Below are 13,350 nucleotides of genomic sequence, written 5' to 3' on the forward strand. Positions count from 1 at the left end.
CTGAAATAAGTGACTCATCTCACTATTTTTATACAATTGCTGCAACAGAATCTAGATCAGTGTGAAAACCATCACGGATAACCGCCGTGATGGATGTTATTATTTTAACATTCGTCTTTGCCTGCTCACGTTTGGGCAAAACCAGCCTCTTTTCCGGAGAAGACTATGACCGATTTAACCGCAGCTGCCGTTCGTGCGCTAAAGCTGATGGATTTAACCACGCTAAATGATGACGATACGGAAGCGAAAGTGATCGCGCTGTGCCAGCAGGCCAAATCGCCGGTTGGCAACACGGCGGCCATCTGCATCTATCCGCGCTTTATTCCGATCGCCCGCAAAACGCTGCGCGAGCAGGAAACGCCGGATATTCGCATCGCTACCGTCACCAACTTCCCGCACGGTAACGATGATATTGAAATCGCGCTGGCGGAAACCCATGCGGCTATCGCCTACGGCGCTGACGAAGTGGACGTGGTGTTCCCGTACCGCGCGCTGATGGCCGGTAATGAGGAAGTCGGCTACGACATGGTGTACGCCTGCAAAGAGGCGTGCGCGGATGCGGGCGTGCTGCTGAAAGTCATTATCGAAACCGGCGAGCTGAAAACCGAGGAGCTGATCCGTAAAGCTTCGGAAATCGCTATCGATGCCGGCGCGGACTTTATCAAAACCTCGACCGGCAAAGTCGCGGTTAACGCCACGCCGGAATCGGCGGAGATTATGCTGCGGACGATCGCCGAAAAAGGCGTTAAACATCAGGTCGGCTTTAAACCGGCGGGCGGCGTGAAAACCGCGGAAGACGCGGCGCTTTATCTGAAGCTGGCGGACGATATTCTGGGTGAAGAGTGGGCCGACGCGCGCCACTTCCGCTTTGGCGCTTCCAGCCTGCTCGCCAGCTTGCTGAACGCGGCAGGTCACTCATCCGCTAAAAGTGATTCCGCTTACTAATACCGCTTTATGACCAGGCCAGCCCGCAGCTAAAAAGCGGGCACCTGATCCATTCGCCCGGATGCGATGCCCGGGCCAGCTAACCTCACCAGGGGGTAACGTGTTTCTGCCACAGGAAATTATCCGTAAAAAAAGAGATGGCCAGGCGCTGAGCGAAGAGGAGATCCGCTTTTTTATTAACGGCATACGCGATAACGCGGTGTCGGAAGGGCAGATCGCCGCGCTGGCGATGACCATCTGGTTTCACGATATGACGCTGCCGGAGCGCGTGGCGCTGACGATGGCGATGCGCGATTCCGGTTCGGTGCTGAACTGGCAAAGCCTGGGGCTGAACGGGCCGGTCGTGGATAAGCACTCCACCGGCGGCGTGGGCGACGTAACGTCGCTAATGCTTGGCCCTATGGTAGCTGCCTGCGGCGGCTATGTGCCGATGATCTCCGGGCGCGGGCTTGGTCATACCGGCGGCACGCTGGATAAGCTGGAGGCGATCCCCGGCTTCGATATTTTTCCGGACGACCAGATTTTCCGCAACATTATTAAAGAGGTCGGCGTGGCAATTATTGGCCAGACCAACTCGCTGGCGCCCGCCGACAAGCGTTTCTACGCTACGCGCGATATTACGGCGACGGTGGATTCCATTCCGCTGATCACCGCTTCTATCCTGGCGAAAAAGCTGGCTGAAGGCCTGGACGCGCTGGTGATGGATGTGAAAGTTGGCTCCGGCGCCTTTATGCCGACTTTCGAGCAGTCCGATCTGCTGGCGCAGGCCATTGTTGGCGTAGCGAACGGCGCGGGCTGCAAAACCACCGCGCTGCTGACCGATATGAATCAGGTACTCGCCTCCAGCGCAGGCAACGCGCTGGAAGTTCGTGAGGCGGTGCGTTTCCTGACGGGCGAGTATCGCAATCCGCGCCTGCTGGAAGTGACGATGGCGCTGAGCGCCGAAATGCTGATTTCCGGCGGGCTGGCGGCCGACAGCGACGAGGCGATGGGCAAGCTGCAGGCGGTGCTGGACAACGGTCGCGCGGCGGAAGTGTTCTCGCATATGGTGGCCGCGCAAAAAGGCCCGACGGACTTTATCGAAAATCTGGATCGCTATCTGCCCGCGCCGATGCTCAGTAAAGCGGTTTACGCGGATAAACCCGGCATCGTCAGCGCCATGGATACCCGCGCGTTGGGCATGGCCGTGGTGGCGATGGGCGGCGGCCGCCGTCGCGCCAGCGATACCATTGACTACAGCGTAGGGCTGAGCGATATGGCGCAGCTGGGCGACAGTGTGGACAACCAGCGGCCGCTTGCTGTGATCCACGCCGCCAGCGAAGCGGGCTGGCAGGAAGCCGCCGCAGCGGTAAGAGAGGCGATTACGCTGACGGAAAAATCGCCGCCGCCGACGCCAGTTATTTATCGCAGAATCGCCGGATAAGCGGCATACTGTTCTGATCGATAAAATTTAGCTCATCGCGTTAACAACGCAGGAGACCACGATGAAACGTGCATTTATTATGGTGCTCGACTCTTTCGGCATTGGGTCAAGCAAAGACGCTCACAAGTTTGGCGATGAAGGTTCCGATACGCTGGGGCATATCGCCGAAGCCTGTTTTAAAGGCGAAGCGGATATCGGCCGTAAAGGGCCGCTGCACCTGCCTAACCTTACCGCGCTGGGTCTGGGGAAAGCGGCGGAAGCATCCACCGGCAAATTCCCGTTGGGGCTGGATAAAGACGCGGAAATCATTGGCGCTTACGCTTACGCCAGTGAACTCTCTTCCGGCAAGGATACGCCTTCCGGTCACTGGGAGATCGCCGGCGTGCCGGTACTGTTCGACTGGGGCTACTTCACCGAGAAAGAAAACAGCTTCCCGCAGGCGCTGCTGGACGAGCTGGTGGAAAAAGCCGGCCTGCCGGGCTATCTGGGCAACTGTCACTCATCCGGCACGGTAATCCTCGACCAGCTGGGCGAAGAGCATATGAAAACCGGCAAGCCGATTTTTTATACCTCGGCCGACTCAGTGTTCCAGATTGCCTGCCACGAGGAAACGTTCGGGCTGCAGCGCCTGTACGACCTGTGCGAAATCGCCCGTGAAGCGCTGACCGAAGGCGGCTACAACATCGGCCGCGTGATCGCGCGTCCTTTTGTTGGCGATAAAGCGGGCCACTTCGAGCGTACCGGCAACCGTCACGATCTGGCCGTTGAGCCGCCATCGCCGACCATCCTGAAAAAGCTGGTGGAGGAGAAGGGCGGCGAAGTGGTTTCCGTAGGCAAGATTGCGGATATCTACGCGCACGTCGGCATCACCAAAAAAGTGAAGGCGACCGGGCTGGACGCGCTGTTTGACGCTACCGTGCAGGAGATGAAAACGGCGCCGGACAACAGTATCGTTTTTACCAACTTTGTGGATTTCGACTCTACCTGGGGTCATCGACGCGATGTGGCTGGCTATGCTGGCGGTCTGGAGCTGTTCGACCGTCGTTTGCCGGAGCTGATGGCGCTGGTGGAAGAGGGCGATATTCTGATCCTCACCGCCGATCACGGCTGCGATCCGACCTGGCAAGGCACGGAACACACGCGCGAGCATATCCCGATTCTGATTTACGGCCCGAACGTTAAGCCCGGCTCGCTGGGATATCGTGACACCTTCGCCGATATCGGTCAGACTGTCGCGACCTATTTTGGCCTGTCCGCAATGGAATATGGCAAGAGTATGCTGTAATCAGCGCAACGTAACATGCCGACGCAGGTCGGCTAAGCAATAAGGATAAAAGATGGCTACCCCTCATATTAACGCAGAAATGGGCGATTTCGCTGACGTAGTGCTGATGCCGGGCGATCCGCTGCGCGCGAAGCATATTGCGGAAAACTTTTTGCAGGATGCCGTGGAAGTCAACAACGTGCGCGGGATGCTGGGCTATACCGGCACCTACAAAGGCCGCAAAATCTCCGTGATGGGCCACGGTATGGGCATTCCGTCCTGCTCAATTTACGCTAAAGAGCTGATCACCGAGTTCGGCGTGAAGAAGATTATCCGCGTCGGTTCCTGCGGCGCGGTTCGCGCGGATGTTAAGCTGCGCGACATCGTGATCGGTATGGGCGCGAGCACCGACTCCAAAGTGAACCGTATGCGTTTTAAAGACCATGATTTCGCAGCGATTGCGGATTTCGATATGGTGCGTGACGCGGTAGATGCGGCGAAAAACCTGGGCGTGGAAGCACGCGTCGGCAACATCTTCTCTGCCGATCTGTTCTATACCCCTGATCCGCAGATGTTTGACGTAATGGAAAAGTACGGCATCCTGGGCGTGGAAATGGAAGCGGCCGGTATCTACGGCGTGGCGGCGGAATTCGGCGCGAAAGCGCTGGCGATCTGCACCGTTTCCGACCATATCCGCACGCACGAGCAGACCACGGCGGCAGAGCGTCAGACCACGTTCAACGACATGGTCGAAATCGCGCTGGAATCCGTGCTGCTGGGCGATAAGGCCTGATCCTTTCATCAGCCATGACAAAAGGGTAAATCCCGCTGGCCGCCTCGCGCGGTCAGCGTTTTAAAGTATCTCTTCATAAATCGCCGCGTTTTTCTCACCTCTCTGTATTTTATTACAGATTAAAAATAGGGTGATATTTGTCAGTCAGAGTGATTAAAACGTATGGTTTTATAAATATAAGCGGCTAAGTCTTATTATCAGAGCAATCTAAAAACCGTAAATAACTCTCTCGTCTGAATTTTTCAGGCGAAACTTTATACTCGACTGGCGAGCTGCGCTATGCAGCTCGCCTGTTTCGCTACTCCGTATCCTTTTTTTCCGGCTGTTCGGTAAACTCTTTTACCGGACGATTGGCCGTCAGCAAAAACGGCGACTGCTGCCAGCGCGTGCGGCGATCTCTGAGCAGCGTCCGCGTCAGAATAATGCCGATAGCCAGCGCCAGCAGCATCATCAGCCGCAGGATATTGGTGGTGTTGTCGACCTGGCGCGAATCTGTTACCAGCACGTGCGTATCCAGAGTGACGCGCAGAAAGCCGCGCGGCCCGTCCTCACTGATTAGCGGCTCGACCAGCTGATGGTTGAAGTAGCTGCCGGCCCGCTGGCCGTCCAGCGCCAGCCGATCGCGCACGTTAATGGCTTCGCCGCTGCGCGCCAGCAGCGCGCCGCTGTCGTCATACACCGACGCGTCCAGAACACGGCTCTCTTTGGTCAGCTGCGACAGGATATCGACGATTTTCTGATGGTTGTCATCGCTGCTCTCCATCAGCGGCGTCAGGCTGAAGGCGACCTGGCGGGTCAGCGTGCGCGCCAGCTCCTCAACCTGCTCCGAGCGGGCCACCTGATGGCCCATGCTGAACCAGGACGCGCCCTGCATCAGCACCACCAGCAGCGCCAGGCAAATCAGGACGATCGCCGTGCGGTGCAGCCGGAATGTTAGTTTGGCTTTAGCCATTTTTACCCTTCACGCTTTGTCCGGAAACGGAACCGCATTTATGTTGCCAGAAGCGGGCGAGACAGGGTAGCCTCTTGCGTGATTAATCTGTCCCCTACAGGAGCTGTAATGCCAAATAGTCTGACCTGGTGCGACCTGCCTTCCGATGTCTCTCTCTGGCCGGGTTTGCCTCTTTCCCTTAGCGGCGATGAAGTGATGCCGCTGGATTATCGCGCTGGCCGTACCGGCTGGCTTCTGTATGGGCGCAATCTGAATAAGGATCGGCTGACGGCGCTGCAGCATAAGCTGGGCGCGGCGATAGTGATTGTCAGCGCCTGGACGGTGGAGGATTATCAGGTGATCCGCCTGGCGGGATCGCTGACGCCGCGCGCGACCAAACTGGCGCACGACGCCGGGCTGGACGTCGCGCCGCTGGGCCGCATTCCGCATCTGAAAACGCCAGGCCTGCTGGTAATGGATATGGATTCCACCGCGATCGAGATTGAGTGCATCGACGAGATCGCCAAACTGGCGGGCAGCGGCGAGCTGGTGGCGGAAGTAACCGAACGCGCGATGCGCGGCGAGCTGGATTTTACCGCCAGCCTGCGCCAGCGTGTGGCTACACTTAAAGATGCCGATGCCAATATTCTGCAAAAGGTACGCAACGAACTGCCGCTGATGCCGGGGTTAAGCTCGCTGGTGCATAAGCTGCAGGCGTTGGGCTGGCACGTGGCTATCGCTTCCGGCGGCTTTACTTACTTTGCGGAATACCTGCGCGATACGCTGCACCTTTCCGCCATCGTCGCCAACCAGCTGGAAATTCGCGACGGCAAGCTGACCGGCGAAGTGCTGGGCGATATCGTCGATGCGAAATATAAAGCGGAGACGCTGCGCAAGCTGGCGAAACGGTTTGAGATCGCGCCGGAACAAACGGTGGCGATTGGCGACGGCGCTAACGATCTGCTGATGATTCAGGCTTCGGCGCTGGGCATCGCCTATCACGCCAAGCCAAAAGTAAACGAAAAAACAGAAGTGACCATTCGTCATGCTGACCTGATGGGGGTGTTCTGCATCCTGACCGGCAGCCTGATCCACGAAGAACGCTAAGGGGTAGATTTGGCCAAAGCGGTAAAACGCGCCTTTGTTTGTAACGAATGCGGCGCAGATTATCCACGCTGGCAGGGGCAATGCAGCGCCTGTCACGCCTGGAACACCATCACCGAGGTGCGCCTGGCGGCGTCGCCAACGGTGGCTCGCAACGAACGTCTGACCGGCTACGCGGGCAGCGCCGGCCCAAGCCGTGTGCAAAAGCTGTCGGAAATCAGCCTGGAAGCGCTGCCGCGTTTCTCCACCGGCTTTAAGGAGTTTGACCGCGTGCTGGGCGGCGGCGTGGTGCCGGGCAGCGCCATTCTGATCGGCGGTAATCCCGGCGCGGGGAAAAGTACGCTGCTGCTGCAGACGCTTTGTAAGCTCTCTGAAAACATGAAGACGCTCTACGTCACCGGCGAAGAATCTTTGCAGCAGGTGGCGATGCGCGCGCATCGTCTCGGGCTGCCGACCGCCAACCTGAATATGCTTTCAGAAACCAGCATCGAGCAGATCTGTCTGATTGCCGAGCAGGAAGAGCCGAAGCTGATGGTGATTGACTCCATCCAGGTGATGCATATGGCGGATATCCAGTCTTCGCCCGGTAGCGTGGCGCAGGTCAGGGAAACCGCCGCTTATCTTACCCGCTTCGCCAAAACGCGCGGCGTGGCGATCGTGATGGTCGGCCACGTCACCAAAGATGGCTCGCTGGCGGGGCCGAAAGTGCTTGAGCACTGTATCGACTGCTCGGTGCTGCTGGACGGCGATGCGGACTCCCGTTTCCGCACGCTGCGCAGCCATAAAAACCGCTTCGGCGCGGTTAACGAGCTGGGCGTGTTCGCCATGACCGAGCAGGGCCTGCGTGAAGTCAGCAATCCATCCGCTATCTTCCTTAGCCGCGGCGATGAGATCACCTCCGGCAGTTCGGTAATGGTGCTGTGGGAAGGCACGCGGCCGCTGCTGGTAGAGATTCAGGCGCTGGTGGATCACTCGATGTTGGGCAATCCCAGACGCGTGGCGGTCGGCCTGGAGCAGAACCGTCTGGCGATCCTGCTGGCGGTGCTGCACCGCCACGGCGGCCTGCAGATGGCCGATCAGGACGTGTTCGTCAACGTGGTCGGCGGCGTTAAGGTCACGGAAACCAGCGCGGATCTGGCGCTGATGCTATCGATGGTTTCCAGCCTGCGCGACCGGCCTTTGCCGCAGGATCTGGTGGTGTTTGGCGAGGTCGGCCTGGCCGGCGAGATCCGTCCGGTACCGAGCGGGCAGGAACGTATTTCCGAAGCGGCGAAGCATGGCTTCCGCCGCGCGATCGTGCCCATCGCCAACGTGCCGAAGAAAACGCCGGAGAATATGAAAGTGTACGGCGTGAAGAAGCTGGCCGACGCGCTGGCGATCCTCGACGAGCTCTAACTTAAAAGCGGAGCGTGACGCGCTCCGCACTTCAAAGCGGCGGAAAGCACGCCCGTTATGCAGGAGGCACCCGGTGTCGTCATTTGATTATCTGAAAACGGCTATTCGCCAGCAGGGCTGTACGCTACAGCAGGTGGCGGAAGCCAGCGGCATGACTAAAGGCTATCTCAGCCAGCTGCTCAACGCCAAGATCAAAAGCCCCAGCGCGCAGAAGCTGGAGGCGCTGCACCGCTATCTTGGGCTGGAATTTCCGCGCCGCGAAAAAACCGTCGGCGTGGTTTTCGGCAAATTCTATCCGCTGCATACCGGCCATATTTATCTGATCCAGCGCGCCTGCAGTCAGGTCGACGAACTGCATATCATCATGGGCTATGATGAGCCGCGCGACCGCGAGCTGTTCGAGGCCAGCGCCATGTCGCAGCAGCCGACCGTCAGCGATCGTCTGCGCTGGCTGCTGCAAACCTTTAAGTACCAGAAAAATATCCGTATCCATTCGTTTAACGAAGAGGGTATGGAGCCTTATCCGCACGGCTGGGACGTCTGGAGCCGCGGTATCAACGACTTTATGGAAAACCACGGCATTATCCCGAACCGGGTTTACACCAGCGAAGAGCCGGATGCGCCGCAGTATCAGCAGCATCTGGGGATTGAGGCGGTGCTGATCGATCCTAAACGATCTTTTATGAATATCAGCGGCGCGCAGATCCGCCAGGATCCTTTTCGCTACTGGGAATATATTCCGACGGAAGTGAAGCCGTTCTTTGTACGCACCGTGGCGATTCTGGGCGGCGAATCCAGCGGCAAGTCGACGCTGGTTAACAAGCTGGCAAATATTTTTAACACCACCAGCGCCTGGGAATTTGGCCGCGACTACGTTTTCTCGCATCTGGGCGGCGACGAGATGGCGCTGCAGTATTCCGACTACGACAAGATCGCGCTGGGCCAGGCGCAGTACATCGATTTTGCCGTCAAATACGCTAACAAGGTCGCCTTTATCGATACGGATTTCGTCACTACTCAGGCGTTTTGCAAAAAGTACGAAGGGCGCGAGCACCCTTTTGTGCAGGCGATGATTGATGAGTATCGCTTCGACCTGGTCATTCTGGTGGAAAACAACGTGCCCTGGGTCGCGGACGGTTTGCGCAGTCTCGGCAGCTCGGTGGATCGCAAAGAGTTCCAGGCGCTGTTGGTTTCAATGCTGAAGGCGAACAATATTGAGTTTGTTCATGTCGAGCAGGACAGCTACGACGAGCGCTTCCTGCGCTGCGTGGAGCTGGTGCAGGAGATGCTTGGCGAATAACAGGAGCGCCTCGGCGCTCCTTTTTAGCGAGTCAGGCCAGCGCCCGCAGCGCGTTTACGCTACGCTGGCGTACAAACAGCCCCAACAGCGCCATGCCGGTCAACGCCAGCACGCTGGCCAGCAGAAAGGCCGACGAGTAGCCGCCGCCGTACTGGATCAGAAAGCCGGTAATGCCCGGTGATAAAATTCCCGCCAGATTCGCCAGCAGATGCACGAAGCCGCCGGCGGTGCCGATGCGTTCTGCCGGCACGATATCCTGCAGTAGCGACCAGCACGCCTGCGGCGTCATATAGGCGAAGACGCTGGCCAGCGTAATCAGCGAAACGGCGATCGTCACGTTGCTGGCCCAGGCCGTGAGCATGACGCAAACCGCGGCGACCGCCAGCCCAAAGAAAATTACCAGCTTGCGCGACAGCAGAAAATTACCGGTACGGCGGAACAGCGCATCGGAAATCACGCCGCCGCCGATAAAGCCGACGGTAGCGCCCAGCCACGGCAGAATGCCGATCAGGCTCATGCTTTTGATATCCAGATGCTGAAAGTCAGTGAGGTAACTGGGCAGCCAGGACAAAAAGAAAAACTGGATATAGTTGAAACAGAAAAAGGCGGCCGCGACGCCAAGTACCGGCAGCGACAGTACGTAATGCCAGAGCGGCGTCTGGCGGGTATCGCCGGTTTTGGTTACGCGCGTGGCGGGACGCTGGGCGGCAATCATCTGCCTTTCAGGTTCGCTGACGCGCGGATGCTGTTCCGGCCGGTCGCGAAACAGCCACAGCCAGAAGGCCAGCCAGACAAAGCCCAGCGCGGCAATCACGACGAAAGAGACGCGCCAGCCAAAATGCAGCCCGACCAGTCCAACCACGGGCGCAGCAATAGCGGCGCCCAGCGGTTGGCCGGCGTTGGTGAAGCCAACCGCGCGGCCGACTTCCTTACGGGGAAACCAGTTGGAGATTGATTTGTTGGTGGTGGTGCCCATCGGGCCTTCGCCGATACCAAACAGCACGCGCACAATCAGCAGATGCGCGAAGCTGCCCGCCAGCGCCGTGGCGCCGCAGAACAGCGACCAGATCGCGGCCGCCCAGCCGAACACTTTACGCGGGCCATAGCGATCCGCGGCCCAGCCGCCCAAAAAGCAGAACAGGCAGTAGCCGATAAAAAAACAGCTGAACAGAATGCCCATCTGCGCGTCGTCAATCTGCAGATCCTTTTTCACCAGTGGCGCCATCACCGACAGCGCAGCGCGATCCAGATAGTTCAGGATACCGGCGAAGAACAGCAGCAGCGCCACGACGCTGCGATAGTTTTTAAACATGACTGCTCTCCGCGGTTAAGGTGATATGGCTGAGGGTATGCTTTTTCAACACTTCGGCATCTGGTCTGAAGCCCAGGCCGGGCGCGTCGGGCAACCGCATCATGGGTTTGAAATCTAACTGGGGATAAAGCAGCGGCGAGAAGCGGATCCAGGGCACTTCCAGCTGGATATCGTCGGGCAGCGCCGCGACCAGATGCGCCGTCGCCAGCAGCCCGGCGCCATAGTAAAAGCAGTGTGGTACGACCCTAATGCCGTGCTGAGCGGCGCGCTCGAAGACGCGCAGCGATGCCGTGATACCGCCCACTTTCGCCACGCTTGGCTGCAACACATCGACGGCCTGCGCGCCATAGAAAGGCTCAAAACCCCATTCGCCGGAAGCGTTTTCGCCCGCCGCTATCGGCGTGCCCGCGCGGCGCACTTCCGCCAGCCCGGCGATATCGTCCGGCGGCCAGATCGGCTCTTCCAGCCAGCCCAGCTTCAGCTCCGCCAGCTGCTGCGCGCGATGGCTGGCTTCGGCTACCGTCCACGGACAGTTGACGTCCACCATCAGCGTCGCTTCCGGCGGCAACGCGGCTCTGGCGGCGGCGATGGCGGCGTAGTCGGTTTCATGCAGTTTGAGCGTGCGGAACCCTGCCTGCCACGCGCGCCGCACCTGGCGGGCGACCTCTTCAGGCTGGTTGTTGTAGCTGACCAGGCTGGCGTAAAGGCCGATTTCGCGACGTTTTGCTCCCAGCAGCTGCCACAGAGGCTGTTCCAGGCGCTGACCCAGCAGATCCCAGAGCGCAATATCTATCGCCGACAGCGCATAGCGCACCGGCCCGCTGCGGCCAAAGGCGTGTAGCGCCTGCTCCGCCTCGCAGACCAGCGCCGTTAACGCCTCGCGGCTTTGCGGTACGGCTTTGCCCAGAAAAAGCGGACTCACCAGCGATTGCAGCGCCTGCGCCGTAACCGGATTGCACAGATGGCCGAAGCCTTCTCCCCAGCCCTGGCGACCCTCGTCTGTCGTAACGCGCACCAGCAGCGTTTCCATCTTTTTTAACGCGGGCGAAGCGGCGTTCCAGGCAGTTTCCGCCGCCAGCTCGCTACGATCGCTTTCAAAAGGAATAGCGAGGCGAATCACCTCAATGTGACTGATTTTCATGCCATAGACCTCATTGGTAAGAGAGTCGGCGGCTTGTAATTAGAGAGTAGAGCGCCGCTGACCGTACAGGATAAGCATGCTGCCGCTTCAGTATAAAAAGGCGCTCAGGCTGGGGCATCGTACAGCCGCACAAGGATGGCGGGGGAAGATAAGTCAAATTTTGGCATCTGGCTAAGCGGTTGCGGGATGGGTCACAGAAGCCGCGATAACCATAAAAAAAGAGCTGCCGGAAAACCGGCAGCCCTGTAAAAGGCGCTCGCGGTCACGCTCACACTATCAGCCTGAAAAGGCGGGGATTATCCCCGCCCGCGGCTACTTGCCGGATTCGTAAGCCAGAAACGCCGTTACCTCCCTTTGCTCATCCCTGTAGCGAACTTCGCAGAGCGATTTCCGTATCAGGACGGTGAACAGCAGCAGCGTCAAACAGACGATGGCTATGCACCAGAAAAGGGCGTTTTGCGGCAGTTTCATGGCCTGCTTCTCCTTGCCTTGCGGCTGGCAAGAGGCTACTCTGATGATGTTTGAGCATGCAGATGGCCTCGTTGGTTAATTGGAAAATTACCTTCGGGGCTTTCTTCTTTCTGCCTCACGACACCTCAGCGTTACAACCGACGGCCAGAGGCAAAAAGCCTCAAGCGCCGGCGCCATTATAATCCCGCTCTATTTTTGCGTTTGCGAGCCGTCTCGGGGATCAGTAAACCATCACTACTTTGCCGCGCATATGGCCTTCCAGTACCAGACGATGCGCTTCGTTGAGCGTTTCCACGCTTAAGCCCTGCAGCGTTTTACTGAGCGAGGTCGTCACTTTGCCTTCATCCAGCAATTTGGCGGTGGCATCCAGAATCTCTCCCTGACGGGCGATGTCCGGCGTGTTATACATGCTGCGCGTATACATAAATTCCCAGTGCAGCGCGGCGCTTTTCAGCTTGAGCTGATCCATATTCAGCGGTTTTTCGTTTTCCACAATGGTGCAGATCTGGCCCTGCGGCGCAATCAGCTGCGCCAGCGTGTCCCAGTGGCCGTCGGTGTCGTTCAGGCAGAAAATATAATCCACCTGCTTCAGGCCCTGTTTTTCCAGTTCGGCTGGCATATCTTTATAATCAATCACCAGATCCGCGCCGCGATCTTTACACCACTGCGCCGAATCGGGACGCGAAGCGGTGGCGATGATTTTGACTTTGCTGTGCAGCTTCGCGAATGGAATCGCCAGCGAGCCCACGCCGCCCGCGCCGCCGACAATCAGCAGCGTTTTACCTTCTTTGGCTTTATCGATCAGCAGACGATCGAACAGACCTTCCCACGCGGTCAGCGCGGTCAGCGGAATAGCGGCGGCTTCGGCCCAGTTTAGCGAAGCGGGCTTGCGGCCGACGATCCGGGAGTCGACCAGCTGCTGCGTCGCGTTGCTGCCCGGACGAGTGAGGTCGCCCGCATAGTAAACTTCGTCTCCTGGTTTCAGGTTGCTCACCTTGTCGCCCACTTCCAGCACGACGCCGCTGGCGTCCCAACCCAGAATGCGAGGTTCGGCAAGGCCGTTTTTCTGCGCGCCTTTATGCACCTTGGTATCGACCGGATTGACCGAGGCGGCTTTCACCTCAACCAGCAGATCGTAGCCTTCAGGGCCACGCTTATCTGTTTGTATTTCAATAAATTGATCCGTTTTTTCTGGATTAACAGCAATTGCTCTGATTGTCATAGCGCATCTCCTTTAAGTTGTGTTATTGAGTGTAGAAGCTAAGCAGACT

Annotated in this window: 12 protein-coding genes and 1 pseudogene; 7 read left to right on the forward strand and 6 right to left on the reverse strand. The window is 58.4% G+C overall.

The genetic code is table 11. The annotated features are described in order from the left end of the window. Window positions 1-165 precede the first annotated feature (165 nt). The 4 genes from deoC to deoD all read left to right on the forward strand — a co-directional run bounded on the left by deoC (window position 166) and on the right by deoD (window position 4,425). On the forward strand, window positions 166-945 hold the full coding sequence (gene deoC / locus MKZ79_RS13120) for a deoxyribose-phosphate aldolase (protein WP_336142757.1): 780 nt from the start codon (window positions 166-168) through the stop codon (window positions 943-945). A gap of 100 nt (window positions 946-1,045) precedes the next feature. Continuing rightward, window positions 1,046-2,368, forward strand: coding sequence for a thymidine phosphorylase (deoA, locus tag MKZ79_RS13125; RefSeq protein ID WP_336142758.1), 1,323 nt, complete (start codon window positions 1,046-1,048; stop codon window positions 2,366-2,368). 61 nt (window positions 2,369-2,429) lie between these two features. After that, window positions 2,430-3,653, forward strand: a complete 1,224-nt coding sequence (deoB, locus tag MKZ79_RS13130; RefSeq protein ID WP_336142759.1) for a phosphopentomutase — start codon at window positions 2,430-2,432, stop codon at window positions 3,651-3,653. A gap of 52 nt (window positions 3,654-3,705) precedes the next feature. Further along, the gene (gene deoD, locus MKZ79_RS13135) at window positions 3,706-4,425 is read left to right on the forward strand and encodes a purine-nucleoside phosphorylase (RefSeq protein ID WP_336142760.1); all 720 of its coding nucleotides are present in this window, start codon (window positions 3,706-3,708) and stop codon (window positions 4,423-4,425) included. Between the two features lie 298 nt (window positions 4,426-4,723). Here the strand turns inward: deoD and MKZ79_RS13140 are convergent, their stop codons facing one another. Further along, window positions 4,724-5,377 carry a YtjB family periplasmic protein gene (locus MKZ79_RS13140; protein WP_336142762.1) on the reverse strand — a complete coding sequence of 218 codons (654 nt, stop codon included), beginning with the start codon at window positions 5,375-5,377 and terminating at the stop codon, window positions 4,724-4,726. A gap of 108 nt (window positions 5,378-5,485) precedes the next feature. On the opposite strand from MKZ79_RS13140, the gene serB reads away from it, so the two are divergent. The 3 genes from serB to nadR all read left to right on the forward strand — a co-directional run bounded on the left by serB (window position 5,486) and on the right by nadR (window position 9,155). Next, a complete protein-coding gene (serB, locus tag MKZ79_RS13145) occupies window positions 5,486-6,463 on the forward strand; it encodes a phosphoserine phosphatase (protein WP_336142765.1) in 978 nt (325 codons plus the stop codon). A 9-nt stretch (window positions 6,464-6,472) separates the two neighbouring features. Continuing rightward, complete coding sequence (radA, locus tag MKZ79_RS13150) at window positions 6,473-7,855, forward strand: DNA repair protein RadA (protein ID WP_336142767.1); 1,383 nt, start codon at window positions 6,473-6,475, stop codon at window positions 7,853-7,855. Window positions 7,856-7,928: 73 nt separating this feature from the next. Further along, a complete protein-coding gene (gene nadR, locus MKZ79_RS13155) occupies window positions 7,929-9,155 on the forward strand; it encodes a multifunctional transcriptional regulator/nicotinamide-nucleotide adenylyltransferase/ribosylnicotinamide kinase NadR (protein ID WP_336142769.1) in 1,227 nt (408 codons plus the stop codon). Window positions 9,156-9,186: 31 nt separating this feature from the next. On the opposite strand, the gene MKZ79_RS13160 is transcribed toward nadR, so the two are convergent. From MKZ79_RS13160 to MKZ79_RS13180, 5 genes and pseudogenes are all read right to left on the reverse strand, one after another. Then, window positions 9,187-10,467 carry an MFS transporter gene (locus MKZ79_RS13160; protein ID WP_336142771.1) on the reverse strand — a complete coding sequence of 427 codons (1,281 nt, stop codon included), beginning with the start codon at window positions 10,465-10,467 and terminating at the stop codon, window positions 9,187-9,189. Next, the gene (locus MKZ79_RS13165; RefSeq protein ID WP_336142772.1) at window positions 10,460-11,608 is read right to left on the reverse strand and encodes a mandelate racemase/muconate lactonizing enzyme family protein; all 1,149 of its coding nucleotides are present in this window, start codon (window positions 11,606-11,608) and stop codon (window positions 10,460-10,462) included. The genes MKZ79_RS13160 and MKZ79_RS13165 overlap by 8 nt, the downstream gene beginning before the upstream one ends. Before the next feature lie 312 nt (window positions 11,609-11,920). Next, window positions 11,921-12,079: a type I toxin-antitoxin system Hok family toxin gene (locus MKZ79_RS13170; protein WP_442897151.1), complete on the reverse strand. Its 159-nt coding sequence runs from the start codon at window positions 12,077-12,079 to the stop codon at window positions 11,921-11,923. Beyond that, window positions 12,030-12,137 (reverse strand): annotated as a pseudogene (locus MKZ79_RS13175) (DUF5431 family protein); the annotation flags it as partial. The pseudogene MKZ79_RS13175 and the gene MKZ79_RS13170, both read right to left, overlap by 50 nt. A gap of 162 nt (window positions 12,138-12,299) precedes the next feature. Beyond that, entirely contained in the window at window positions 12,300-13,301 is a 1,002-nt protein-coding gene (locus tag MKZ79_RS13180) for a zinc-binding alcohol dehydrogenase family protein (RefSeq protein WP_336142773.1), read from the reverse strand. Between the last annotated feature and the right edge of the window lie 49 nt (window positions 13,302-13,350).

It is taken from the genome of Erwinia sp. CGal63, from assembly GCF_037026505.1.
Classification (GTDB): domain Bacteria; phylum Pseudomonadota; class Gammaproteobacteria; order Enterobacterales; family Enterobacteriaceae; genus Erwinia.

Bases quoted from the DNA above. Each gene is read 5' to 3' on its own strand.
- MKZ79_RS13140 (WP_336142762.1), bottom strand. From the start codon at position 5,377: ATGGCTAAAGCCAAACTAACATTCCGGCTGCACCGCACGGCGATCGTC.
- MKZ79_RS13170 (WP_442897151.1), bottom strand. From the start codon at position 12,079: ATGAAACTGCCGCAAAACGCCCTTTTCTGGTGCATAGCCATCGTCTGT.
- serB (WP_336142765.1), top strand. From the start codon at position 5,486: ATGCCAAATAGTCTGACCTGGTGCGACCTGCCTTCCGATGTCTCTCTC.
- MKZ79_RS13165 (WP_336142772.1), bottom strand. From the start codon at position 11,608: ATGAAAATCAGTCACATTGAGGTGATTCGCCTCGCTATTCCTTTTGAA.
- deoD (WP_336142760.1), top strand. From the start codon at position 3,706: ATGGCTACCCCTCATATTAACGCAGAAATGGGCGATTTCGCTGACGTA.
- MKZ79_RS13160 (WP_336142771.1), bottom strand. From the start codon at position 10,467: ATGTTTAAAAACTATCGCAGCGTCGTGGCGCTGCTGCTGTTCTTCGCC.
- MKZ79_RS13180 (WP_336142773.1), bottom strand. From the start codon at position 13,301: ATGACAATCAGAGCAATTGCTGTTAATCCAGAAAAAACGGATCAATTT.
- deoB (WP_336142759.1), top strand. From the start codon at position 2,430: ATGAAACGTGCATTTATTATGGTGCTCGACTCTTTCGGCATTGGGTCA.
- deoC (WP_336142757.1), top strand. From the start codon at position 166: ATGACCGATTTAACCGCAGCTGCCGTTCGTGCGCTAAAGCTGATGGAT.